Annotated in this window: 24 protein-coding genes; 13 read left to right on the forward strand and 11 right to left on the reverse strand. The window is 70.8% G+C overall.

Going from position 1 to position 24,379, the window contains the following annotated elements:
- Positions 1–2 precede the first annotated feature (2 nt).
- A complete protein-coding gene (locus IE316_RS00980) occupies positions 3–980 on the forward strand; it encodes an aldose epimerase family protein (RefSeq protein WP_190202136.1) in 978 nt (325 codons plus the stop codon).
- Between the two features lie 184 nt (positions 981–1,164).
- Here IE316_RS00980 and IE316_RS00985 read toward each other — a convergent pair whose 3' ends face one another.
- From IE316_RS00985 to IE316_RS00995, 3 genes are all read right to left on the reverse strand, one after another.
- Entirely contained in the window at positions 1,165–1,980 is an 816-nt protein-coding gene (locus IE316_RS00985) for an EI24 domain-containing protein (protein WP_190202137.1), read from the reverse strand.
- Positions 1,981–2,022: 42 nt separating this feature from the next.
- A complete protein-coding gene (locus IE316_RS00990; RefSeq protein ID WP_190202138.1) occupies positions 2,023–2,442 on the reverse strand; it encodes an organic hydroperoxide resistance protein in 420 nt (139 codons plus the stop codon).
- 102 nt (positions 2,443–2,544) lie between these two features.
- Positions 2,545–3,567: an NADP-dependent oxidoreductase gene (locus IE316_RS00995; protein WP_190202139.1), complete on the reverse strand. Its 1,023-nt coding sequence runs from the start codon at positions 3,565–3,567 to the stop codon at positions 2,545–2,547.
- 103 nt (positions 3,568–3,670) lie between these two features.
- Between IE316_RS00995 and IE316_RS01000 the strand changes: the two genes are divergently transcribed.
- Positions 3,671–4,123 (forward strand): MarR family winged helix-turn-helix transcriptional regulator, encoded by a 453-nt coding sequence (locus IE316_RS01000; RefSeq protein WP_190202140.1) that lies wholly within the window; start codon positions 3,671–3,673, stop codon positions 4,121–4,123.
- Positions 4,124–4,191: 68 nt separating this feature from the next.
- On the forward strand, positions 4,192–4,602 hold the full coding sequence (locus IE316_RS01005) for a hypothetical protein (RefSeq protein ID WP_190202141.1): 411 nt from the start codon (positions 4,192–4,194) through the stop codon (positions 4,600–4,602).
- On the opposite strand, the gene IE316_RS36360 is transcribed toward IE316_RS01005, so the two are convergent.
- Positions 4,599–5,243: an SCO2400 family protein gene (locus tag IE316_RS36360; RefSeq protein WP_229910140.1), complete on the reverse strand. Its 645-nt coding sequence runs from the start codon at positions 5,241–5,243 to the stop codon at positions 4,599–4,601. The two genes, IE316_RS01005 and IE316_RS36360, sit on opposite strands and share 4 nt — an antisense overlap.
- Before the next feature lie 206 nt (positions 5,244–5,449).
- On the opposite strand from IE316_RS36360, the gene IE316_RS01010 reads away from it, so the two are divergent.
- The 8 genes from IE316_RS01010 to IE316_RS01045 all read left to right on the forward strand — a co-directional run bounded on the left by IE316_RS01010 (position 5,450) and on the right by IE316_RS01045 (position 15,480).
- Entirely contained in the window at positions 5,450–6,616 is a 1,167-nt protein-coding gene (locus IE316_RS01010; protein ID WP_190202142.1) for a mandelate racemase/muconate lactonizing enzyme family protein, read from the forward strand.
- Positions 6,613–7,617, forward strand: a complete 1,005-nt coding sequence (locus IE316_RS01015) for a zinc-dependent alcohol dehydrogenase (RefSeq protein WP_190202143.1) — start codon at positions 6,613–6,615, stop codon at positions 7,615–7,617. Before IE316_RS01010 ends, IE316_RS01015 begins: the two co-directional genes overlap by 4 nt.
- A gap of 122 nt (positions 7,618–7,739) precedes the next feature.
- Positions 7,740–8,708, forward strand: coding sequence for a hypothetical protein (locus tag IE316_RS01020; RefSeq protein WP_190202144.1), 969 nt, complete (start codon positions 7,740–7,742; stop codon positions 8,706–8,708).
- 97 nt (positions 8,709–8,805) lie between these two features.
- Entirely contained in the window at positions 8,806–9,918 is a 1,113-nt protein-coding gene (chvE, locus tag IE316_RS01025; protein WP_351055458.1) for a multiple monosaccharide ABC transporter substrate-binding protein, read from the forward strand.
- Between the two features lie 32 nt (positions 9,919–9,950).
- On the forward strand, positions 9,951–11,501 hold the full coding sequence (mmsA, locus tag IE316_RS01030; protein ID WP_190202146.1) for a multiple monosaccharide ABC transporter ATP-binding protein: 1,551 nt from the start codon (positions 9,951–9,953) through the stop codon (positions 11,499–11,501).
- Positions 11,498–12,742 carry a multiple monosaccharide ABC transporter permease gene (gene mmsB / locus IE316_RS01035; protein ID WP_190202147.1) on the forward strand — a complete coding sequence of 415 codons (1,245 nt, stop codon included), beginning with the start codon at positions 11,498–11,500 and terminating at the stop codon, positions 12,740–12,742. The genes mmsA and mmsB overlap by 4 nt, the downstream gene beginning before the upstream one ends.
- Before the next feature lie 60 nt (positions 12,743–12,802).
- On the forward strand, positions 12,803–13,951 hold the full coding sequence (locus tag IE316_RS01040; RefSeq protein ID WP_190202148.1) for an aldose epimerase family protein: 1,149 nt from the start codon (positions 12,803–12,805) through the stop codon (positions 13,949–13,951).
- 137 nt (positions 13,952–14,088) lie between these two features.
- A complete protein-coding gene (locus IE316_RS01045) occupies positions 14,089–15,480 on the forward strand; it encodes a pyridoxal phosphate-dependent aminotransferase (protein ID WP_190202149.1) in 1,392 nt (463 codons plus the stop codon).
- A gap of 47 nt (positions 15,481–15,527) precedes the next feature.
- Here the strand turns inward: IE316_RS01045 and IE316_RS01050 are convergent, their stop codons facing one another.
- The gene (locus tag IE316_RS01050; protein ID WP_190202150.1) at positions 15,528–16,496 is read right to left on the reverse strand and encodes an arabinan endo-1,5-alpha-L-arabinosidase; all 969 of its coding nucleotides are present in this window, start codon (positions 16,494–16,496) and stop codon (positions 15,528–15,530) included.
- Positions 16,497–16,621: 125 nt separating this feature from the next.
- Positions 16,622–17,077 carry an ATP-binding protein gene (locus IE316_RS01055; RefSeq protein WP_190202151.1) on the reverse strand — a complete coding sequence of 152 codons (456 nt, stop codon included), beginning with the start codon at positions 17,075–17,077 and terminating at the stop codon, positions 16,622–16,624.
- A gap of 171 nt (positions 17,078–17,248) precedes the next feature.
- On the opposite strand from IE316_RS01055, the gene IE316_RS01060 reads away from it, so the two are divergent.
- Positions 17,249–18,016 carry a helix-turn-helix domain-containing protein gene (locus IE316_RS01060; protein WP_190202719.1) on the forward strand — a complete coding sequence of 256 codons (768 nt, stop codon included), beginning with the start codon at positions 17,249–17,251 and terminating at the stop codon, positions 18,014–18,016.
- A complete protein-coding gene (locus IE316_RS01065) occupies positions 18,013–18,255 on the forward strand; it encodes a DUF397 domain-containing protein (protein ID WP_190202152.1) in 243 nt (80 codons plus the stop codon). Before IE316_RS01060 ends, IE316_RS01065 begins: the two co-directional genes overlap by 4 nt.
- A gap of 66 nt (positions 18,256–18,321) precedes the next feature.
- On the opposite strand, the gene IE316_RS01070 is transcribed toward IE316_RS01065, so the two are convergent.
- The 5 genes from IE316_RS01070 to IE316_RS01090 form a co-directional block, all read right to left on the reverse strand.
- The gene (locus IE316_RS01070; RefSeq protein ID WP_190202153.1) at positions 18,322–18,942 is read right to left on the reverse strand and encodes a maltokinase N-terminal cap-like domain-containing protein; all 621 of its coding nucleotides are present in this window, start codon (positions 18,940–18,942) and stop codon (positions 18,322–18,324) included.
- A gap of 34 nt (positions 18,943–18,976) precedes the next feature.
- A complete protein-coding gene (locus IE316_RS01075; protein ID WP_190202154.1) occupies positions 18,977–19,336 on the reverse strand; it encodes a hypothetical protein in 360 nt (119 codons plus the stop codon).
- 163 nt (positions 19,337–19,499) lie between these two features.
- A complete protein-coding gene (locus tag IE316_RS01080) occupies positions 19,500–22,829 on the reverse strand; it encodes an NACHT domain-containing protein (RefSeq protein ID WP_190202155.1) in 3,330 nt (1,109 codons plus the stop codon).
- Complete coding sequence (locus tag IE316_RS01085) at positions 22,826–23,167, reverse strand: trypco2 family protein (protein WP_190202156.1); 342 nt, start codon at positions 23,165–23,167, stop codon at positions 22,826–22,828. Before IE316_RS01085 ends, IE316_RS01080 begins: the two co-directional genes overlap by 4 nt.
- A gap of 36 nt (positions 23,168–23,203) precedes the next feature.
- Entirely contained in the window at positions 23,204–24,130 is a 927-nt protein-coding gene (locus IE316_RS01090) for a sulfite exporter TauE/SafE family protein (protein ID WP_190202157.1), read from the reverse strand.
- Positions 24,131–24,379 lie beyond the last annotated feature (249 nt).

Here is a 24,379-nt window from a genome sequence, read left to right on the forward strand (position 1 = left end):
ACATGGACGAACTCTTCGGCACACTTTCCGACGGCACCCCCGTGCACCGCTGGACACTGGAGCGCGCGGGCGTACGGGTCCGGGTGCTGTCGTACGGCGGGATCGTGCAGTCGGCCGAGGTGCCGGACCGGGAGGGGCGCCGCGCCGACGTGGTGCTGGGCTTCGCCGGCCTGGACGGCTATCTGGCCCACCCGGAGCCGTACTTCGGCGCCCTGGTCGGGCGGTACGCCAACCGGATCGGCGGTGGTCGGTTCGAGCTGGACGGGCGGACGTACGCGCTGGCGCGGAACGAGGGGCCGAACTCGCTGCACGGCGGGGAGCGCGGCTTCGACAAGCGGGTGTGGGACGTCACCCCGGTGGAGCACGGGGTGCGGCTGAGCCGGGTCAGCCCGCACGGCGAGGAGGGCTTCCCGGGCACGCTGGAGGTGTCGGCGACGTACACGCTGGACGCGTCGGGGGCGCTGCGCCTCGCCTACGAGGCGGTCACCGACGCGCCGACCGTGCTGAACCTGACCAACCACAGCTACTTCGACCTGGGCGGGGCGGGCTCGGGCGGCACCGGCGGCCATGAACTGCGGCTGGCCGCCTCCCGGATGACACCGGTCGACGCGGACCTGATCCCGGCGGGCGCGCCCGCGGACGTGACGGGCACCCGCTTCGACTTCCGGGAGCCGCGCAAGGTGGGCTCCGGTTACGACCACAACTTCGCGCTGGACAAGGGGGTCACCGAGGCGCCGGTGGAGGTGGCCGAGCTGTACGACCCGGCGTCCGGGCGGGTGCTGACGGTGGCGACCACGGAGCCGGGGCTCCAGCTCTACACGGCCGACCACCTGGGCGAGCCGTTCGGGCCGGGGGCCGGGATCGCGCTGGAGACCCAGCACTTCCCGGACTCGCCGAACCGGCCGGACTTCCCGAGCACGGTGCTGCGGCCGGGCGAGGTGTTCCGCTCGGAGACGGTGTACGGCTTCGGCGTGAGGTGAGGACCCTGGCGGGCGATGAGCCCCGGTCCGGGTGCGGCGCGGGCGGGCGGGCGGCTCCCGGCCGGTGAACGACGAGCCCCGGTCCGGATGTCAGGGCCCGGACCGGGGCTGTGTCCGACGGTAATCGGCCGGTCGCGCCGGCGGACCGTCAGCGGGCCCCGCGCCCGGATTCCGTACGAACCCTTCACATACGGTGGGTTCCGTCCGCCTCCGGGCTGTTCTCCTTCCCGTCGCCGGTCGCCGCGCCGTCGCGGGTCTCCTCGCCCAGCAGTTCGCGGGCGAGGAGGGTGGCGCCGGCCACGGCCCCCGGCATCAGGAAGACGGCGACGAACGGCACCAGGAAGGCCAGGCCGAGCGGGGTGCCGAAGCCCCAGACCAGCAGCTTGCGGGAGCGCAGCAGGGCCAGCCGCTCGCGGAGCTGGACGCCGCGGCGCTGGAGGGCGACGGAGGCGAGTTCCTCGGTGAGGAAGAAGCCGGTGACGAAGAACCCGATCACCGGGACGACCGTCTGCCCGATCACCGGGATGAAGCCGGCGGCGAAGAGGAGCACGCCCCAGACGGCGGCGCGGACCAGGATGCGCAGCGAGTCGCGGCCCGAGATCCACAGGTCCCGCCAGAACGGCAGGGCGGACTCGGGGGCGGTGCCGTCCGGGGAGACGTCCCGGTCGACCCGCTCGGAGAGGCTCTCGTAGAAGGGCTGGCCGATCAGCAGGGTCACCGCGGTGAAGGTGAGCACGGCCAGCAGCAGGGCGAGGGCGAACAGGACGGCGGTGAGGAAGCCGCGGAACAGGCCGGACCAGGGGCTGGACCAGTCGTCGGCGAACGGGGTCGCCCAGGCGACCAGGTCCTCGCCCCACAGCGCGAGCGCGGTCAGCGCCGCCGCGTACAGCACCAGGGTGATCAGGCCCGGCAGCAGCCCGAAGCCGTAGCTCCTGCCGTGCCGGGCCACCCAGCGCTGGCCCTTCAGCAGATGGCCGAATCCCGCCCCAAGATCACGCATGGCGGCACTCTACCGGCCGGTACCGGGGGCCCGGGGAGCGGTTCAGGCAAGCGTGACCGTGATGTTGCCGCGGGTCGCCTTGGAGTACGGGCAGACCTGGTGGGCCTGCTCGACCAGCGAGCGGGCGGTGTCGGCGTCCACCGAGGGGATGTCGGCGGAGATCTCGACGATGAGGCCGAAGCCCTCGTCGTTCCTGCCGATGCCGACCTTGGCGGTGACGGTGGAGCCGGTCACGTCGACGCCCCGCTCACGGGCGACGACGCCGAGCGCGCCCTGGAAGCAGGCGCTGTACCCGGCGGCGAACAGTTGCTCCGGGTTGGTGCCGGCGCCGCTGCCGCCCATCTCCTTCGGCGGGTTCACGATCACGTCGAGCCTGCCGTCGTCGGTGGCCACGCGTCCGTCGCGGCCGTTCTCCGCGGTGGCGACGGCGGTGTACTGGACGTCGGACTGCTGAATCGGCATGCGGTGCCCTCCTCCTCGGTCCGCCGGGACTCGCGCCCACGATCACCGACGGAATATGGAAGGAAGTTACCGCATGCCGGAAACAGAGGGAAGGTGAGGGCGTCAGAGCTTGACGATCATCTTCCCGGTGTTGTCGCCGCGCAGCACGCCGAGGAACGCCTCCAGGTTGTTCCCGATGCCCTCGACGACCGTCTCGCGGTACTTCAGCCGGCCGTCCCGGACCCAGGGGCCGACCTCCTGGACGAACTGCGGCTGGAGATCGTAGTGGTCGCCGACGAGGAAGCCCTCGATGCGGCCGCGGGTCTGGATGAGCCGGGCGAGGTTGCGCGGGCCGGGGGCGGGCTCGGTGTTGTTGTAGACGGAGATCATGCCGCAGACCGCGATCCGGCCGTCCCGGTTGAGGGAGCCGATGGCGGCCTCCAGGTGGTCGCCGCCGACGTTGTCGAAGTAGACGTCGATGCCGTCGGGGGCGGCGGCGCGCAACTGCTCGTGCACCGGGCCCTGCTTGTAGTTGAAGGCCGCGTCGAAGCCGTACTCCTCCAGGAGCAGCTTGACCTTCTCGTCCGAGCCGGCCGAGCCGATCACCCGGGAGGCGCCCTTGAGCTTGGCGATCTGCCCGACCTGGCTGCCGACCGCGCCCGCGGCGCCGGAGACGAAGACCGCGTCGCCCTCCTTGAAGGAGGCGGTGCGCAGCAGGCCGACGTAGGCGGTCAGGCCGGTCATGCCGAGCACGCCGAGGTACGTGGACAGGGGCGCGGCCTCGGGGTCGACCTTGACGGCGTGCCGGGCGTCGACGGCGGCGTACTCGCGCCAGCCGAAGAAGTGCAGCACGTGGTCACCGACGGCGATGCCCTCGGCGTTCGTCTCCACGACCTCGCCGACCGCGCCGCCCTGCATGGCCTTGCCCAGCTCGAAGGGGGCGACGTAGGACTTGGCGGCGCTCATCCGGCCGCGCATGTACGGGTCGACGGAGAGGTAGCGGTTGCGCACCAGCACCTGGCCCTCGGCGAGCGCGGGGACCTCCTCCTCGACCAGGGCGAAGTCCTCGGGCTTCGGCCAGCCGACCGGACGGCTCAGCAGGTGCCATGCGCGGTTGACGGCGGGGCGGGCGGGGGACTCGGTCATGGGGCGCCTCTCCTCGGACAGGGGGTGGGGGGATTACTTCACTACCTGAAACAACGATGCTCCTGAACATTTCAGGTTGTCAAACACCGGGTACCCTGAACGTATGGCCACGCCCCCGAAAACCCGCCGACCGGACGCGCTGACCCTTGAGGTCGTCGAGCTGATCGGCGAGGTCGTGGCCCGGTTCTACGCCGACTACGAGGCGGCGGCGGCCGAGCGCTCCCTGACCGGCGCGCAGGCCCGGCTGCTGAGCCTGCTCTCCCTCGAACCGCTGCCGATGCGGAAGCTGGCCCGGCGGCTGAAGTGCGAGCCGTCCAACGTCACCGGCATCGTCGACCGGCTGGAGTCCCGGGGCCTGGTGGAGCGCCGGGCCGACCCCGGCGACCGGCGCGTGAAGCTGGCGGCGGCCACGGACGAGGGCCGCCGCGTCGCCCGCGACCTCCGCGACTCCCTCCACTTCGCCCGCGAGCCCCTCGCGGGCCTGTCGGAAACGGAACGCACCCTCTTCCGCGACATGCTCCGCCGCATGCTGGACGGGGGGCCGGCGGAGGACTGACCCGGCGGACGCTTCCAGCTTCGTTCAAGTGCGTGCGCCCCCGGGGCCGGCCGCCCGACACTGACGCCATGACGCGGATCAGGGGGAACACGGCAGCCGGGAGGGCCGTCGAGGAGCGGGCTCCCGGGTTCCTGCGGGCGGAGCGCGCGGCCTTCATGATCGTCGGCATTCCGCTGCTCTTCGCCTACGCGCAGTTGCCGATGCCCGTGGGGTACTACTTCTTCCCGCTCACCTTCCTGACCCTGCTCGCGCTGTACCTGCCGCTCGCGCTCCGGTGGCGGGAGCTGTTCGCGCACGTGGCGGGGTTCGCCTTCGGCGCGGCGCTGAGCCTCGCCGGCACGGTCACGGCCCTGGTCACCCACAGCGTGGGCTGGACGCTGGCCGTCGTCGTGGCCGGTCCGTTCGCCGTGATGACGGTTCTCGTCCTCTTCGTCCTGCCGGTCGTCGGCGCGGTCAAGCGGCGGCGGGGCAGGACCTAGGCGCACCACCACAGGAACCGGTCGCAGGTCTCCGTGGGCGTCGGGGCGGGGGCCATGGTGGTCGGGGCCGGGGCCGGGGCCGTGGTGGCCGGGGGTGGCGGGCTCGAGGAGGGCGTGGGTCCGGCGGGCGGAGCGGGTGCGGACTCCGCGGGGGCGGCCGGGACGGAAGGGGCGGTGGGTGATTCCGGCGCCGCCCCTTCCGGCGTTTCTGACGGTGTGTCAGTGGGCGTGGAGGGCGGTGCGGACGGGGAAGCGGACGCCCCGGACGGCCGGGAACCGGAGGGGACCGAAAGGCCGGCGGCCGGTTCCGCCGGGTGGCTTTCCGGCTTCGGGGCGGCCGGGGCGCCGGGGGACTCCGCCGCCGGGGGCGCCGGGGCGGCCGGGGCGTCCGTGCCGAGTTCGGCGAGGCCGACGCCGGCGGCGGCCAGGACCAGGCCCGTCGTGACCAGGAGGGTGCGGCGGCGTCCGCGGTGTGCGGCGGATGCGCGGCCGCGCGGGCCGATGGCCGTGGCGGACGCCTCCCGCGGGGGCCCGGGCGGGGGCTCCGTCTCGCCCGCGGAGGGCCTGTCGACCGGCGTGCCGCAGCCCGGGCAGGTGAGGGCGCCGTTGAGGTGCCGGCGGCACGGGTGGCAGTAGTCCATGACGTGGGAAGGTTAGGTTCCGCGCCGGTGGCGTTCCTAGTGCCGGCTGTGAAGGTTGCGTGGGAACCGCGGCGACGCCGGACTTTCGAAAAAGTCTCGAAACCCCCCGCGTCCGACCCATTGACACCCCCGCCGCGCCGTCCTTACTGTCTCGCCAGCATTTCGAACGAGTGCCGAAATATCGAACACAGCGGAGGACAACAGCCGTGCGCATCACCGGAATCAGCACGCACGTGGTCGGAACGCCGTGGCGCAACCTGACCTATGTCCAGGTGCACACCGACGAAGGGCTCACGGGAGTCGGCGAGACCCGGATGCTGGGCCACACCGACGCCCTCCTCGGCTACTTGAAGGAGGCCGAGGTCAACCACATTCTCGGCTCCGACCCGTTCGCTGTCGAGGACCTCGTGAAGCGGATGAAGTACGGCGACTACGGCCGCGCCGGCGAGATCGTGATGTCCGGTATCGCCGTGATCGAGATGGCCTGCTGGGACATCAAGGGCAAGGCCCTGGGCGTCCCGGTGTGGCAGTTGCTCGGCGGCAAGGTCACCGACAAGGTGAAGGCTTACGCCAACGGGTGGTACACGACGGAGCGGACGCCGGAGGCGTACCACAAGGCCGCGCGGGGCGTGATGGAGCGCGGGTACCGGGCGCTGAAGATCGACCCGTTCGGTACCGGGCACTTCGAGCTGGACGCGCAGCAGACCCGGTACGCCGTGTCGCTGATCGAGGCGGTGCGGGACGCGATCGGGCCGGACGCCGAGCTGATGCTGGAGATGCACGGCCGCTTCTCCCCCGCCACCGCCGTGCGGCTGGCGAAGGAGCTGGCGCCGTACAAGCCGGCCTGGCTGGAGGAGCCGGTGCCGCCGGAGAACCTGCGGGCGCTGAAGAAGGTCGCCGAGAAGGTGGACCTGCCGGTGGCGACCGGTGAGCGCATCCACGACCGGATCGAGTTCCGGGAGCTGTTCGAGGACCAGTCGGTGGACATCATCCAGCCGGACGTCGGTCACATCGGCGGCATCTGGGAGACCCGGAAGCTGGCCGCGACCGCCGAGACCCACTACATGCTGGTCGCCCCGCACAACGTGGGCGGGTCGGTGCTGACCGCCGCCTCGCTCCAGGTCGGCTTCACCTCGCCGAACTTCAAGATCCTCGAGCACTTCAACGACTTCGCGGACGCGGAGATCAAGAAGGTGGTGAAGGGCGCTCCGCAGGTGAACCCGGAGGACGGGTGCTTCCACCTGTCCGACGCGCCGGGGCTCGGCGTGGAGCTGGACACCGACGCGGCGGCCGAGTTCCCGCAGCAGCAGGCCCGGTTCGACCTGTGGGCCGAGGGCTGGGAGCAGCGCAAGCCCAAGGCGACGAAGGCATGAGCGCCGAGGTCGTCGTCGAGGCGCCGGGCACGCACACGCTGGTGCCGCACGAGCCGCGCGAGCCCGGCCCCGGCGAGGCGCTGGTCCGGGTGTACGCGGCCGGCATCTGCGGCAGCGACCGCGAGGTGTACCAGGGCAACCGGCCCGAGGGGTACGTCCGTTACCCGCTGACGCCCGGGCACGAGTGGTCCGGGACGGTCGCGGTGGTCGGCCCCGGGGTGCCCGGGTCGCTGGTCGGCCGGAAGGTGGTCGGCGAGGGGTTCCGCAACTGCCAGGTGTGCGACCGCTGCCACACGGGCGAGACGACGCTGTGCTCGGCCGGGTACGAGGAGACGGGCTTCACCCAGCCCGGCGCGATGGCGCCGACGCTGACCCTGCCCGCCCGGCTGCTGCACGTCCTGCCCGACGACGCCGACCTCGCCGCCGCCGCGCTGCTGGAGCCGGCCGCCTGCATCGCCGCCGCCGCGCTGAAGGCGAACGCCCGGCCCGGCGAGCGGGTCGCGGTGGTCGGCACCGGGACGCTCGGCATGTTCGCCGTGCAGTTTCTGCGGGCCGCCTCGCCGGGCGAGCTGCTGGTGGTCGGCACCCGGGACGACCGGGAGGCGCTGGCGCGGCGGTACGGCGCCACCGGCTTCCGTACCAAGGACCAGCCGCTGCCCGGTGACTTCGACGTGGTCGTGGAGACGGCCGGGTCCGCCGACGCCGCCCGGACCGCCGCCGCGCTGCTGCGGCGCGGCGGCCGGCTGGTGCTGACCGGCATCCCCGCGCCGGGCGCCGACGGGCTTGACCCCACCGACCTGGTGGTACGGCAACTGGAGGTGCACACCGTCTTCGGGGCGGCGCCGGACGCCTGGGCGCACGCCGTCCGGGTGTTCGCGGCCGGGCTGCTCGATCCGCTGCCGCTGGTGACGCACGAGCTGCCGCTCACCGAGTTCTCCCGGGCCATCGAGCTGGTGGGGTCCGGTGACCCGAAGGTCGGCAAGGTGCTGCTCCGCCCCTGAACGTGCGCCGGTACGGGGGCGACCTGACGGCCTCCGTACCGGCGTACACCCACCGCCGTACGCCATGAGCCACGAACTGTGTCCGGTATTTCGAACCGGCATCTCGAACAGAAGGACAGCTTGTGACCGACGCTTCCGCCACGGCCCCCCGCCGGCCCGGTGAGCAGGCCCTCACCGCCCTCGGCCTGGGCGCGCCCGCCCTCGACCCCGCCGACGCCTCGCCGCACTCCTTCCCCGGCGGCGGCCGCTGGCGCACCGAGATCCCTTCCTGTGAGGGGCCCGAGGCGCTGGCGGTGGTCCTGAAGGAGTCCTCGCGGCTGGATGTGCCGATCCACCGGATCAGCCAGGGCAGCGGCGTGTGGATGCTGACCGACGCCGAGATCACCGAGATGGTCGAGGCGACCGCCGCGCGGGACATCGAGCTGTGCCTGTTCACCGGGCCGCGCGGCACCTGGGACATCGGCGGTTCGGTGCGCACCGACTCCGGCGGCGCGGGGCTGCGGGCCCGCGGGTACGACGCGGTGGCCGGCTGCGTCGAGGACGCGGTGCGCGCCACCGAGCTGGGGGTGAAGTGCCTGCTGGTCGCCGACGAGGGCGTGCTGTGGACGCTGCACCGGGCGCGGACGGCGGGGATCATCCCGGCCGACACCACGCTGAAGGTCTCCGCGCTCGTGGGGCCGGTCAACCCGGCCTCGTTCGCGGTCTACGAGCGACTGGGCGCCGACTCGGTCAACGTGCCCAGCGATCTGACGCTGGACCACCTGACCGAGATCCGCCGGGTCTCGGCCGCGCCGATGGACATGTACATCGAGGCACCGGACGACCTGGGCGGCTATGTGCGGATGTACGAGGTGGCCGAACTGATCCGGCGGGGCGCCCCGCTGTATCTGAAGTTCGGGCTGTCCAAGTCCCCGGGCATCTACCCGTACGGCCACCACCTGCGGGAACTGACGCTCGCCACCGCCAGGGAACGGGTGCGGCGCGGGCGGCTCGCGCTCGATCTGCTGGCCCGGCACGGGGCGGACGGGGAGATGGCCCCGCTGGGGTCCCGACTGCCGGGTCCGCTCAACCGGTTCGAGATTTCGTCATAACGTTCCGGAAACTCTCTTCTCAAAACGCGACACGACCGCGCACAATCCCACACACCTCGTCTCGGTTTCCTCCTCGCACACATCAAGGATGATGATCATGCGCAACCGCAGAGCCGCACTCGCCGCCATCGCCTCGGCCGCCTCCCTCGCCCTGACCCTGTCCGCCTGCGGCCAGAACAGCGAGGGCGGCAGCGAGGAGGGCAAGGGGGACAGCAAGGGGGCCACCATCGGCATCGCCATGCCGACCAAGTCCTCCGAGCGCTGGATCGCCGACGGCAACAACGTCAAGCGGGAGCTGGAGTCCAAGGGCTACAAGACCACGCTGGTCTACGGGGAGGACGACCCCGACCAGCAGGTCTCCCAGATCGAGAACCTGATCACGCAGGGCGTCAAGGCGCTGATCATCGCGGCCATCGACAACAAGTCGATGAACAACGTGGTGCAGCAGGCCAAGGACGCCGACATCCCGGTGATCTCCTACGACCGCCTGATCCTCGGCACCCCCAACGTCGACTACTACGCCTCCTTCGACAACGAGAAGGTCGGCGAGCTCCAGGGCACCTACATCGTGGAGAAGCTGGGCCTGAAGGACGGCAGCGAGAAGGGGCCGTTCAACATCGAGCTGTTCGCCGGCTCCAACGACGACAACAACACCCGCTACTTCTTCAACGGCGCGATGAAGGTCCTCAAGCCCTACATCGACAAGAAGCAGCTCGTCGTCCGCTCCAAGCAGACCGCCCTCAACCAGGTCACCACCCTGCGCTGGGACGGCGGCACCGCGCAGAAGCGCATGGACGACATCCTGACCTCGGCGTACAAGAGCGAGCGGGTCGACGCGGTGCTCTCCCCGTACGACGGCATCTCCATCGGCATCATCTCCGCCCTGAAGTCGGACGACTACGGCTCCAAAAACAAGCCGCTGCCGGTGGTCACCGGCCAGGACGCCGAGGTGGCCTCGGTGAAGTCGATCATCGCCGGCGATCAGTCGATGACCGTCTTCAAGGACCTGCGCAAGCTGGCGAAGGTGTCCGCGGACATGGTCGACGGGCTCCTCAACGACAAGAAGCCCGAGGTCAACGACACCAAGACGTACGACAACGGCGCCAAGGTCGTCCCGGCGTACCTGCTGGAGCCGGTCGCCGTCGACAAGGACAACTACCAGAAGGTCCTGGTCGACTCCGGCTACATCAAGGCGAGCGACCTCAAGTAACCGCCGGCACCCAGAGATTGGAAGGCACGACCATGGCGGGACCCGTCCTGGAAATGCGCTCGATCGTCAAGACCTTTCCCGGCGTCAAGGCACTGTCGGACGTCACGCTGACCGTCCGCCAGGGCGAGGTCCACGCCATCTGCGGGGAGAACGGCGCCGGCAAGTCGACCCTGATGAAGGTCCTCTCCGGCGTCCACCCGCACGGCACCTACGAGGGCGAGATCCTCTTCGAGGGCGAGCCCTGCGCCTTCAAGGACATCCGGGCCAGCGAGCAGCTCGGCATCGTGATCATCCACCAGGAGCTGGCGCTGGTGCCGTACCTGTCGCTGGCGGAGAACATCTTCCTCGGCAACGAGCACGCCACCCGGGGCCTGATCAACTGGAACGACACCCTGCGGCACGCCACCGAGCTGCTGCGCCGGGTCGGTCTGGACGACCACCCCGAGACCCGGGTCGCGGACATCGGCGTCGGCAAGCAGCAGCTCGTCGAGATCGCCAAGGCGCTCTCCAAGAAGGTGAAGCTGCTCATCCTGGACGAGCCGACGGCGGCGCTGAACGACGAGGACAGCGGCAAACTCCTCGACCTGATCCTCCAGTTGAAGGAACAGGGCATCACCTCGATCATCATCTCGCACAAGCTGAACGAGATCCGCCGCGTCGCCGACTCGGTGACCATCCTGCGGGACGGGCGGAGCATCGAGACGCTGGACGTGAAGGCCCCGGAGACCACCGAGGACCGGATCATCAGCGGGATGGTCGGCCGCGACCTGGAGCACCGCTTCCCGGAGCGCAGCCCGCACCAGCCGGAGGCCGGCCAGGCACCCGCCCTGGAGATCCGCAACTGGACCGTGCACCACCCGATCGACCAGCAGCGCAAGGTCGTCGACGACGTGTCGCTGACCGTGCGCCGCGGGGAGATCGTCGGCATCGCGGGCCTGATGGGCGCCGGGCGCACCGAACTGGCGATGAGCGTCTTCGGCCGCAGCTACGGCCGGTACGCGGGCGGCACGGTCCTCAAGGACGGCCGGGAGATCCGTACCAAGACCGTGCCCGAGGCGGTCCGGCAGGGCATCGCCTACGTCACCGAGGACCGCAAGCACTACGGGCTGAACCTCATCGACACCATCAACCGCAACATCTCGCTCAGCGCCCTGGACAAGGTCGCCAAGCGGGGGGTGGTGGACGAGCACGGGGAACGGCAGGTCGCCGAGGGCTTCCGCAAGTCCATGAACATCAAGGCGCCCACCGTCTTCGAGCCGGTCGGCAAGTTGTCCGGCGGCAACCAGCAGAAGGTCGTCCTCAGCAAGTGGATCTTCGCGGGTCCGGACGTACTGATCCTGGACGAGCCGACGCGCGGCATCGACGTCGGCGCGAAGTACGAGATCTACACGGTCATCGACCAACTGGCCGCCCAGGGCAAGGCGGTCGTCTTCATCTCCTCCGAGCTGCCGGAGCTGCTCGGCATGTGCGACCGCATCTACACCATGGCCGCGGGGCGGCTGACCGGTGAGTTCCCGCGGGCCGAGGCCACGCAGGAAACGCTGATGCGTCAGATGACGAAGGACAAAGAGGTAACCCGATGAGCACGGATGTGACCGCCAAGACGCCGGCCCCCGCGCCGGCCGGGAAGGGCGGGCCGGCCGGCGGCGACGGCCTGCTCCAGTTGATGATGGACGGCATGCGCCGCAACATGCGGCAGTACGGCATGCTGTTCGCGCTCGGCCTGATCGTGGTGCTGTTCGCCGTGTGGACCGGCGGCGACCTGCTGCTGCCGCGCAACGTCTCCAACCTGGTGCTGCAGAACAGCTACATCCTGATCCTCGCGATCGGCATGATGCTGGTGATCATCGCCGGGCACATCGACCTGTCGGTGGGCTCGCTGACCGCGTTCATCGGGTCGATGGCCGCGGTGTTCATGGTCAAACACGATCTTCCCTGGCCCCTCGCGCTGGTCCTCTGCCTGGCGATGGGCGCGGTGGCCGGCGCGGTGCAGGGCTTCTTCATCGCCTACGGCGGCATACCGTCGTTCATCGTGACCCTCGCGGGCATGCTGATCTTCCGCGGTCTGACGGAGATCTTCCTGGAGGGCCAGACCCTCGGCCCGTTCCCCGAGGGCCTGCAGAAGGTCGCCAACGGCTTCCTCCCGGAGGTCGGCCCGGAGACCAACTACCACAACCTCACCCTGCTGCTGGGCCTGGCGCTGATCGCCTTCGTCGTCTTCCAGGAGCTGCGCGACCGCAAGCGGCAGCAGGAGTTCGCCCTCGACGTGCTGCCCGCCAAGCTGTTCGCGCTGAAACTGGTCGCGCTGGTCGCCGCGGTCCTGGTGGTCACGCTGCTGCTCGCCTCCTACAAGGGCGCCCCGATCGTCCTGCTGGTCCTGGGCGTGCTGCTGGTCGGCTTCGGCTACCTCATGCGCAACGCGATCATCGGCCGCCACATCTACGCCATCGGCGGCAACCTCCCGGCGGCGAAGCTGTCGGGCGTGAAGGACAAGAAGGTCACCTTCCTGGTCTTCCTGAACATGGGCATGCTCGCGGCCCTGGCGGGTCTGGTCTTCGCCGCCCGCTTCAACGCGGCCTCGCCCAAGGCGGGCCTCAACTTCGAGCTGGAGGCCATCGCCGCCTCGTTCATCGGCGGCGCGTCGATGAGCGGCGGTGTCGGCACGGTCCTCGGCGCGATCATCGGTGGTCTGGTCCTGGGCGTGCTGAACAACGGCATGAACCTCGTCGGCATCGGCACCGACTGGCAGCAGGTCATCAAGGGCCTGGTGCTGCTGGCGGCGGTCGGCTTCGACGTGTGGAACAAGCGCAAGGTCGGTTCGTAGGTCGTTCCGGGCCCCCGCCTCCCCGAGGCGGGGGCCCGATTCCTTTCAGGAGAGCCGCACATGGAACTGAGCAGACGCACGGTCATCGCATCCGCCGCGGCGGCGGGGATCGCCGCCACCGCGCTCGGCGGCACGGCGCACGCCACGGGAGGCAGGAAGCCGGTGAAGGAACTCTTCGGCACGCTCGCCGACGGGACGAAGGTCTACCGCTGGTCGCTGGAGAACGGCGGCACGCGGATGAAGGTGCTGTCGTACGGCGGTGTCGTGCAGTCCCTGGAGATCCCCGACCGGCGCGGCCGGTACGCCAACGTCTCCCTGGGCTTCGACAACCTCGACGACTACGTGGCCCGCAGCCCGCACTTCGGCGCGCTGATCGGCCGGTACGGCAACCGCATCGCCAAGGGCCGCTTCACCCTGGACGGCACGACGTACCAGCTCTCCGTCAACGACGGTGAGAACTCGCTGCACGGCGGCGCGCTGGGCTTCGACTACCGGGTGTGGGACGTGGAGCCGTTCACCAAGGGCTCCGACGTCGGCCTGGTGCTGCGCTACGTCAGCGTCGACGGCGAGATGGGCTACCCGGGCACGCTGAAGACGAAGGTCACGTACACCCTCACCCGCTCCGGCGACTGGCGGATCGACTACGAGGCGACCACCGACAAGGCCACCGTCGTCAACCTCACCAGCCACGTCTACTGGAACCTGGCCGGCGAGGGCAGCGGCACCATCGAGGACCACGAGCTCTCGATCGCCGCGTCCCGGTTCACCCCCACCGACGCGGGCCTGATACCCACCGGCGAGCTGGCGAGGGTCGGCGGCACCCCGTTCGACTTCCGCCGGGCCAAGCCGATCGGCCGGGACATCCGGGACGGCCACCCGCAGCTCGTCACCGCCAAGGGCTTCGACCACAACTGGGTGCTCGACAAGGGCATCACCGCCCGCCCCGAGCAGATCGCCACCCTGCGCGACCCGTCCTCCGGGCGGAGCCTGCGCATCGCCACCGACCAGCCCGGCCTCCAGTTCTACTCGGGCAACTTCCTCGACGGCACCCTCACCGGCACCGGCGGCCGGCTCTACCGGCAGGGCGACGCGCTCTGCCTGGAGACCCAGCACTTCCCGGACTCGCCGAACCAGCCGTCGTTCCCGTCGACGGTGCTGCGCCCCGGCGAGGTCTACCGGACGACGACGATCCACTCGTTCGACTCCTGAGGCACCGGCGCCCGATCGCGAGCGTCTGAACACCGGCGCCGCTGAACGCCGGCGCCGCTGAACGCCGGCGCCTGAGCGTCCGTATCTCCGGGTGGCCCGCGCTCCCCCGCGCGGGCCCCCTGAGCGCGGAGGTCCCCTTGGCCGGCAACGTCACCTCGCTGTTCCGCGGCGCCACCGCGGCGCAGGGCCCGTCGACGGCGGCGCCGGCCCGGGAGGCCGACGGCGGGGCGGCCGGACCGGTCGACTTCCGCATCCCCCGCAACCCGTACTTCCCGACGCCGCGGATGTTCGACGCGCTGGCGTCCCGGCTGCGGGACATCCTCACGTACCACCCGAGCGGCGCCGGCACCGTCACCGCCGAGCTGTGCGCGCTGCTCGGCCTGCCCCCGCAGTGCGTGGCGCTGGGCAACGGCTCCAGCGAGCTGATCACCTGGCTCGACCATCTGCTGGTCCGCGACTCCCTCGCGGTGCCGGTGCCGGCCTTCGGGCGGTGGACCGACCAGCCGATGGAGACCGGCAAGCGGGTCGACATGTTCCCGCTCCCGGAGGCCGGCGGCTTCGCCCTCGACCTCGACCGGTACGCCGAGTTCGTCCGGACCCGGGGCACCCGCGCGGTGGTGCTCCGCAACCCCGGCGATCCCGGCGGCGACTACGTCCGCAAGCAGGCGCTCACGCGGTTCCTCGACGCGATGGCCGACCGGGACCTGGTGGTGGTCGACGAGTCGTTCCTGGAGTTCACCGACGCCGAGGCCGAACCGTCCGTGGTCCAGGAGGCGATCCTCCGCCCCAACGTCGTCGTGCTGCGCGGCCTCGGCGAGAACCTCGGCCTGCACGGCGTCCGCGTCGGCTGCCTCGTCGCCAACCCGGCGCTGGCCGGCCGGGTCCGCTCGATGCTCCCGAAAGGCAACCTCGACTCCTTCGCCGAACACGTGGTGTTCATGCTCCGCGAGCACGGCGCGGAGTACGCGCGCAGCCTGACGCAGGTGCGCCGCGACCGGCTGGAGATGACCGGCCGGCTGTCGGCGCTGCCCGGCCTGACCGTCTACCCCTCCCAGGGCAACTTCCTCTTCGTGCGCCTCCCCCTCGGCGCCGAAGGCACCGTGGTCCGGGACCGGCTGCTCACCGAGCACCGCGTCCTGGTCCGCGAGTGCGGCGACACGATCGGCTCCTCCAGCCGCTTCCTGCGTCTCGCGGTACGCCCCCCGGCCGACGTGCACCGCCTGGTGTCCGGCCTGGAACAGGTGCTCTACGGGACCGGGAGGGAGGCCGCCGTGCCGGAGCGGGCCGCGGGGACCGGCTACAGCTCGGGCACGGCGGCGGTGGACCGGCTGGTGAGCGAGACGAACGGGGGCGGGGTGGCGGGGTTGGCGGCGGCCTCCGGTGTTGATGCGGGGATGCCGTTGCCGACGCCGCCCGGGGTGCCGGCCCGCGGGGGGCTCACCGCGGCGCAGGTGCGGGGCACCGACGGGCTGACGGCGGCCCCGGCCACCGGCTGGCCGGGCGCGGCGGGCGCGGTACGGACCGGCTGACCGGGTCGTTCGCCGTGGTCACCCGGCGGACCGTCCCAGCGCCGGGGTCAGTAGGCCACGGGCCATCCGCTGCTCCAGTTCAGGAGGTTGATGCCGAGCTTGGGGGTGCCGTTGTCGGCGCCGTCGTAGTAGTGGTAGACGATCAGGTCCCCGTCGGTGTCCTTCATGATCGACTGCCCGCCGGGGCCGATGACGTTGCCGTGCGTCTCCAGCACGGGCGTGCCCCCGTTGTTGGTCATCGCGACGCCGTTCCTGTCGTAGTACGGCCCGGTGACGCTGGTGGCGCGGCCGACCTTGACCTTGTACGTGGAGCTGGTGCCGGCGCAGCAGGTGTCGTACGAGGCGAAGAGGTAGTAGTACCCGTTGCGCTTGACGACGTACGGGGCCTCGACGGCCTTCGTCCCGGTCGGGCGGGAGGCGAGCGAGTACCGGGTCGTGTTGCCGGCGAGCTGCTTCCCGGTCGACGGATTGATCTGGATCATCTTGATCCCCGTCCACCAGCTCCCGAACGACAGCCACCACTTGCCGTCGCTGTCCACGAAGAGGTTGGGGTCGATGGCGTTGTAGTCGCTGGCGCCGTTGGAGGTGTAGACGATCCCGTAGTCGGCCCAGCTCCCCGGCTGGCCGGTCGTGGAGCCCGCGAGCCCGATGGCGGAGGTGTTCGACCCGAACTTCGAGACGGAGTAGTACATCAGATACTTCCCGCCCTGGTACGAGATGTCCGGCGCCCATGCCTCCGGCACGGAGGAGTAACTCGACCACCAGCCCGGCCGGGAGGAGAACGCGTCGGCGCCCGCGCCGAAGGCGATGCGGTCGGAGGAGGTCTTGCTGGCGATGCCGCCGCCGGTGGCGTACAGCAGGTACTGCCCGGAGGAGGTGCGGATCATCGTCGGGTCGTGGGTGACGACGGACCCGGTGACCCGGCCGGGGTTCGGATACGCGTTCGCCGTGCTCGGCAGGAGGGCGAGCACGGCGGCGGTGGGGACGGCGAGGAGTGCGGTTCTCTTGCGGCTCATGGGGGGACGCTCCTGTTCCGGGTGCGGGGGGGTGGTCGGAGGGAGGTCTTCTGTTGCAGGCTTGTTCGTTATTTCGAACGGCGATCGTTACTTCGGACGGGACGTAGAATCGAACCCCTCGCGCGTCAATGGTTCGCGCAGGACTCCTCAGACAGCGCGATCTGGGCACGGACGGTCTTGCCGGGCGGCTTGCGGTCCACCACCTCCCAGTGGTCCGCCAGCGCGCCGACGAGGGCGAGACCTCGACCGTGTTCATCGAGGGGGCCCGGGGCGCGTACGGCTGGACGGGGCGGGCCGCTGTGCGTGTCCGTCACCTCGATCCAGAGCCCCGCTGGCTCCAGGGTGAGCCGCAGTTCGAAGTCCCTGCCGGGGACGCGTCCGTGGGTCACGGCGTTGGCGGCCAGCTCGGCGACGATCACGACGGCCCGGTCGGAGACGTCCGTCCCGTGCGGGATGCCCCAGGCGTGGAGCTGGCTGTCCGTGAGACGCCGGGCGAGCCGAGCGCCACGGGGCGTGGCGGTGAAGCGCTGAGTGAACACACGTACGGTGACGGCCCCTTGCCGGGCGAGCGGTGCGGTCATGCGCCCAATCTGGCGGACACGCGGACGACTTCACCAGGTCGGAGCCGCGTACTCTCCCCCGGAGTACGCAGTCACCCGCTGGACAGTACCCGTCACCAACCGTGACCATGGTCGGGGAGGTGACGCGCCGTGAACGACGAGTCGTCGGACAGCCTGCGCACGTTCGGTGCGATGGTCCAAGGGTTGAGGGAGCACGCGGGATTGAGCCGGAAGGAGTTCGCGGAACTGGTCCGCTTCTCCAAGCACACGGTGGCGTCCGTGGAGCTGGGCCGCCGCATGGCGGACGCGGCCTTCGTGGACCGCGCGGAAGAGGTCTTCGGCAACACGGGCGCGCTGCGCCGGGCGGCGGCTCACCTGGTACGGCAGCCGGGGTTGGCGTCCTGGTTCCGGCGGTGGGCGCAGTTGGAGGGGGCGGCTGTCACTCTCTACACGTATGAATGCCGGATGGTGCCGGGTCTGTTGCAGACGGAAAAGTACGCAAAGACCCTGTTCGCAGCCCAGTTGCCGCCGCTGGACGACGCGCAGATCAAGGCTCAGTGGGTGGCACGGGCCCAACGCCAGAAATTGCTGCGGGAGCGCGCGAACACCGCATTCAGCTTCATCATTGAGGAGCACGTGCTGCTGCGGCGAACCGGTGCTCTGGAAGCAACACGGAGCCTGGTCGATCATCTACTCAATATTGCCGAGCTGCGCAACGTAGAGATCCAGATCATGCCAATCGCCCAAGGGGCCCACACCGGCTTAGCGGGACCCATTCAACTGCTGGAGACGCCGGAGACCCGCTGGTTCGCCTACAACGAAGGTCAGCGTGGCGGCTTATTCATCACCGATCCCAAAGAGATCAGCGTCCTCCAACGACGGTATGCCAGGATGCGCTCACAGGCTCTCTCACTCGAAGACTCCGTGAGCCTGTTGCAGCAGATGCGAGGAGATTCATGAGCATCAACGACCTGGCATGGTACAAATCCAGCTACAGCAGCAGCGGCGACGGGGACTGCGTCGAAGTGGCCGTCGGTTGGACCAAGTCCAGCTACAGCAGCAGTAGCGACGGCGACTGCGTCGAAATAGCCACCCGCCCCGGCGCCGTCCACATCCGTGACTCCAAGGACAAGGACGGCGCCCAGCTCACCGTCTCCCCCGCTGCCTGGGGCGACTTCCTCACGCGGGTGTGCCGCTGACGTTCTGGCTCAACCGCGCCCGCTCTCCCGCCTCGGCGGAGCCAGCCCTTCCGCCCGCGAGTCGGGTCAAGGGGTCGTGATCGTCACGAACGTGCCCTGGACCCGGGTGCCGTCCGGGGCGTCCCAGGGGCCGGAGACATGGCCGGTCGGGTCCTCCGGGGAGGCGGGACGCAGGACGCGGTGGAGGTGCAGGGTCGCGTCCGCCAGGGGCAGGTCCGTGGTGTCGTCGGTGTCGGCGGGGGCGGACGTCGGAGTGAGGGGGGCGGTGTCCGGGCGGGTGTGGGTGACCTCGCGGTCGGGGGTGTTGCTGATGCTCTGGGCCTGGGGCTCGGCGCGGCCCTCGATCAGGGCGAGCAACTGGGCGACCAGGACCGGGTCGTGGCAGCCGTCGTAGACCCAGCGCTGTCCCAGGACGCCGTGTTCGGTCGTGCCGATCAGCGCGTGGTCCGCGCCGTCGAGCGGGGCGCCGCGGTAGGTGAGCGGCACGAAGTAGGTGGTGTCGGAGGCGTCGGTGACGATGATGAACTCGATGCCGACCTCGCCCTCCGGGTCGTCCAGCCGGAAGCCGCCGGCCTTGGTCAGCTCCGGCTCGCCCGCCCCGCCGCGGTACCACGGCCGGGAGGGGAGCCAGGAGGTGAGGAGTTCCAGCTTGGTCGGCTTGACGTAGGTCCGGTGTATGACAGCCATGCCGAGGATTGTTCCATCCGCACGGCGTCGGTGATCAGACGGCCGGGTGCGGGTACCGCTCGTCGTCCAGCCATGTGCCGCCGTCGGGCAGTTTGGCGATCACGGCGACGACGTCGCTCGCCGTCTTGACGTCCCAGTTCTCCCAGCCGGGGATGAAACAGTTCCCGGAACCGGGGTTGCTGCCGTCCGGCTGCTGGTGGAGGTGGCCGACGACGCAGAGCCGGTACCCCTTCACGGTGACGTACGTGTACGCCTGCCGGGTCTTTCGCTCCTTCGCCGAGGTGTTGACGAACACCGACTTGGTGAAGTCCGCGGCCTTGACCGCCGCCAGCGCGTCGTCGTCGGTGAAGTCCGCCGGCACTCCCCACTTGCACACAGACATGTCCCAGGGCATGAGGCCCTCCTTGCCGTCACGGGGGCGGTATTGCGCCACCCCGAGGAGGGGACCGTACTGCCGGGGCCTGGCGGCGTCGACGGGAATCACCTAGTCCTTTTTCTCCCGATTGGCGAACATGCGTTCGCGCTCGCTCCGGGGCCGCCCGGCGCGGGTCATGGCCTCAGTCGTCCATGCCTCCGACCGGTTTCAGATGGATCAGGTCCGTGTCGGTGAACCTGTCGCCCAGCGCCTTCCTGCCCCGGACCTCGAAGCCCAGCCGGACGAATCCCTGGAGTGTGACCCGCAGCCCGGAGTCCGCGAGAGGCGTGAGGTCGATGTGCTTGGTCTCCGGGTCGTCGTCGAGCCGCAGGTCGAGGGTCAGTTCCTCCAGTGCCGGAAAGAAACGCCGTACACGCGACATGTTGATGTGCCGCCTGACATGCGTCAGTTCCAGGCGGCGTACATGAGCGAGCGGTGCCAGAGCCCTCAATTGGGAGAGATTGCGGACCCGCAGGGACAGCTCGCTGATCCGGGGCCGGGCGCTCACGGCGGCCAGGATCTCGGGGATGTTGCGCTCCGCGCTGTTGACGGTCAGCGACTCGAGCTCCGTCCAGTCCGGCAGGGTCGACAGCCAGCTCGGGTCCGTCGAGTACACCGTCAGGCCGCGCACCCCGGGATGCGCCGCGAGGCCCTGCCATCCGGCGTCGGGTACCCCGCTCAGCCGGAGAACGCGCAGGGACTCGCACCGTGGGAGGACGCCGAGGTGCTCCACCGGTACGCCCCCCACATGCAGTTCCGCGAACTTCAGGGGCAGGTCCGCCAGCACGGACAGGTCGAGGGCGCAGGCTTCGTGCCGCAGTTCCACGTACTCCAGGTCGGTGCGGCGGCGCAGGAAGGCCAGGCTGTCCAGACCGGTGTCGTTCCGGCAGGTGAAGCTTTTCAGTCCGGTCGTCGGCAGGTAGGTGTCCAGTTCGTCCGCCGAGACCGGGGCCGCCACCGTGACGTGCCGGAGGGAGCCCAGGAGCGGCAGATGGGGGAGCATGTCCCGGCGGTCCAGGTAGAGGTCGGGGACGTGCACACCGGCCAGGACCTCCTGGGCGTACGCGCCGGTGGGGTGCATGCCCCAGCCCTGGACGACGAGGTCGACGAGTTCCTCGTCGGGGTGGGACACGAACGGTCTGAGGGCCTGCCGTGCCCGGGGGCTGCGGATGTGGGTGAGCGCCAGGACCGTCGTTTCGGGTGCCGTCACCTCCTCGGCGCCCGGCAGTACGTCCACCGCCCAGTCCCCCAGCTCCGCCAGCTCGGCGGCCTCCCCGTACGCCCGGGGCGGCATCAGCCCCCGGACCGCCTCCCGGACCCGGTCCATCAGGTCGGCGTCCAGGGTCAGCAGGCTGGTGGCGCAGCGGGCCGCCAGGACGAGCAGGTGCCAGCGCTTCTCCCGGTGCTCGGCGGCCTCTCCGAAGTCGACCAGCTTGCCGATGAGTTCGTTGGCGTCCCTGCGCGTCGCGTGGCCGACGGCCAGCACGATCACGTCCTGCCACTCCTCCTTGTCGGCCCGGTCGAGCAGTTCGAGGATGTAGCCGCTCTCGTGGAACTCCTTCGCGGCGAGGAACTCCTGGAAGGTGCGGTGGATGAACTGGATCGCGTCGTCCGTGTGCTCCCTGAGCAGGCCGCTGCGCTCCAGCAGGAACCGCAGGACCCGCGCGGGAGCGGCCTGGGAGCGGATCTGCGGCATGTCCCGCAAGGCCAGTTCCAGTTGCTGGACGGCGGTGGCGTGGGACATCTGCTGCTGGCCGGTGCGGACCAGCCAGATGGCCAGCCGTTGCAGCAGCGCGTGCTGCTCGTCGGAGTCGAGGGTCAGGTCGTCGGGGTTGCGGACGCCCCGGGCGGCGTCCCGGCCGCCGAGGAGCATGGCGAGGGCGGCCCGGTACAGCGACCAGCGGGTGGTGGGCAGCAGACCGCCGCGACGGCGGTGCAGGGCGCAGATCACCGCGCAGAGGAGCGGGGTGCGGGCGAGTTCCCGCAGCGCGGCGTTCTCGTCCAACTGGTGGAGCAGGCTCTCCTCCAGGGAGGTGAGCTGGTCCCGTTCGTCGGTGCGGCGCCCGCCGGTGAAGAGGTGGTCGCACTCGATGCGTGCGGCGGCGTGCCATGCCTCGACGAAGGCTCTGATGTCCTCGTCGCTCATCGGCCGCAGGGTCAGTTCCGTGAAACCGTCCGGGGCGAGCCAGTCCTTCTCGACCGCGTTGGGCCGCACGGTCGCCAGGCAGCGGGTGCGGGGGTAGCGGTCCAGGAGGACGGCCAGCCAGCGCCGGGCCTCCTCGCGTCTGCTCTCCGGTACCTCGTCCAGGCCGTCCACCAGCAGCAGGCCCCGGCCGGCCTCCAGGACGCGCCGGACCCAGCCGGCCGGCGGACTGTCGGTGAGGACCCGCCCGGCGGACAGCAGATCGGGCGGGGCGGGGAACTTGCCGCCCCGCGCGTGCACTTCACGCAGGGGGATCACGAAGGGCACCAGGCCGTTCAGCTCGGCGAGGTTTTCGTTGAGGGTGGCGTTGGCCGCGTGCGCCGCCAGCCACCACACCAGGGTCGTCTTGCCCGCCCCCGCCTCACCGCGCAGCAGCGCGCGGGGGCGGTCGGCGAGCAGTGTGTCGATGCGGTGCGAGGAGGACGCCGACTTCGGTCGCCGGCTCCGGTGGACATCGTCCTCGTGGGCGGGTTCGGCCTCCAGGCTGAGGTAGGCGGTGTCCAGGTCCCAGCGGGCCTCGCCCCGGCCCAGTTCGTCGATGCCGAAGATCTCCGTCTTGCGGTACTGCGAGCTGAGATCCTCGGCGTAACGGGCCTCGAACCGCTCGTCCTGGGGGTGGACGTCGGTGACGTCCTCGATCTTGGGCTTCGGGTGGAGGCCGATGTTCTCTCCGGCCATGGCCTGCGCCACCGCCTCGAACGGGGCCGCCTCCACCCTGAAGTGCAGCCGACCGCGCGGGATCTCGGTGACGATGCCCAACAGGACCGCTCCGGCGAAGACGGGCGCCCCCGACAGGCCCTGGAGGGGCGAGTCCCGGCGGCCCGCCTCGTCGGCCGGGGGGCGGTCCAGCTCGCAGACGAGGGTCCTCCTCATGCGTCCCGCCATCGGCAGCACGCTCACGCGGTACTGGTCGTACTCCAGGGCGTTCTCGTCCCCGTAGCGCTGGATCTCGGGGAAACCGACGATCTGGCAGTGCGGCAGCGGTTCGGGGGTGTCGACCCTGCCCGTTCTCAGCAGCCCCATGGGCGCCGCGCGTTCGGCGCTGACGAGCGGGGCGTCGGCCCGCAGCAGCGCCACGTCGAGGGCCTTGTTCTCCCAGATGACCTTGCACGGGGTGGTACTCCGCGCCGACGGGTGGATCGCCTCCACCGCCCCGCTCTCCACCACGTGCCACGCGGTCAGTACGTACCTGCGGTCCAGCAGCACCCCGCTCCCCTGCCCCTCCGCCAGCACCGCGACCACCCGGTCCAGGGCCCGCCCGCCGATCACGACGGGTCGCTGTCCTGGCCGAAGCCGGCCACGCTGCCCCGGTCGGGGTTGTGCACCTGCCACGCCTTGCCGGTGCGGGGGTCGATCGCCTTGAGCGTGACGGCGACCCGGTGGGTGCTGGTGCGGCTGCCGCCCGCGTCGGCGCCCGCCTCGATCACCCATGCCTTGACCTTGACGCCGCCCTTGATCTCCTTGCGCAGCTCGACGCCGAACTCCAATTGGATGTCCCCGACCTCGAACGCCACGTCCTGGCCGGAGGCCCGGGACGCCGCGGTGATCAGTTCCTCCCGTACGGCCTCCACGGCGTCGGCGAGTTCGATGCGGTGCTGTTCGGACACGTGCCCCCCTGCGGTGAGTCGCTCAGGGTGAACACGCTAGGGAGATCGCCGCGCCGCCGCCAGCGGTTGCTCCGCACCGGCCGGGGCGGGTTCGGCCGCCCGCTCCCGCAAGTGCGCCCGGACCGAGTACCCCACGGCCGCCGCCCACAGGGCGTACAGGAGGACGTACACGCAGAGCGCGGGGGCGCCGGTCAGCCGGGCCCAGTCGCTGTGCAGGAGGGTGCGGGCGTTGGTGACGACGATGACGCCGCCGACGGCGGAGCCGAGGACGCGGGGCGGGACCAGGCGGACCAGCCAGGCGGCGACGGGGGCGGCGACCAGGCCGCCGAGGAGGAAGGCCGCCACCCAGGTCCAGTCCAGGCCCTGGGAGCCGAGGGAGAACAGGAAGCCCAGGCTGGCGGCGATGGCGACCAGGAACTCGCTGGTGTCGACGGAGCCGATCACCGTGCGCGGCTCCATCCGGCCGCTGGCCAGCAGGGCCGGGGTGCCGACCGGGCCCCAGCCGCCCCCGCCGGTGGCGTCGAGGAACCCGGCGACCAGGCCCAGCGGGGACAGGAACCGTTTCCGCAAGGGGCCGCCGAGCCGGTCCTTGGGCAGGCCGCGCAGGGTGAAGCGGGACAGGACGTACAGGCCGAGGCCGAGCAGGATGACGGACATCACCGGGGCGGCGACCTCGGTGGAGAGCCGGGACAGCACGGTCGCGCCGAGGAAGGCGCCGGCCGCGCCGGGCACGCCGATGCGCGCGACCACCCGCCAGTCGACGTTGCCGAAGCGCCAGTGCGAGACGCCGGACATCAGGGTGGTGCCGATCTCCGCGAGGTGGACGGTCGCGGAGGCGGCGGCCGGGTTGGTGCCCAGGGCGAGGAGCAGGGTGGTGGAGGTCACGCCGTAGGCCATGCCCAGGCTGCCGTCGACGAGCTGGGCGCCCAGGCCCGCGAGGGCGAGCACTATCAGCGTGCGCATGCGGTACCGCCGTCCTTCGTCGATTCCCGGCATTCCCGACGGGAGAGGTAGGGATGGGGCCGGAGGAGAGGCTAGGGGGCCTGTCTGAGGACGGGCTGAGAGGGTGATGAGAACGCCGCACAGCCTCACCGGGGCCGGTCCGGCGGCCGGTACGGGCCCTTCGCACCCCTGCTGAGCTGCTCATATGACCTTTACCGGGCCGGTTGTAGAGAATGGCCCCGCACGTGAACAGCGCATGAACCCGCGCCG

This window comes from Streptomyces fumanus (assembly GCF_014655295.1).
Classification (GTDB): Bacteria; Actinomycetota; Actinomycetes; order Streptomycetales; family Streptomycetaceae; genus Streptomyces; species Streptomyces fumanus.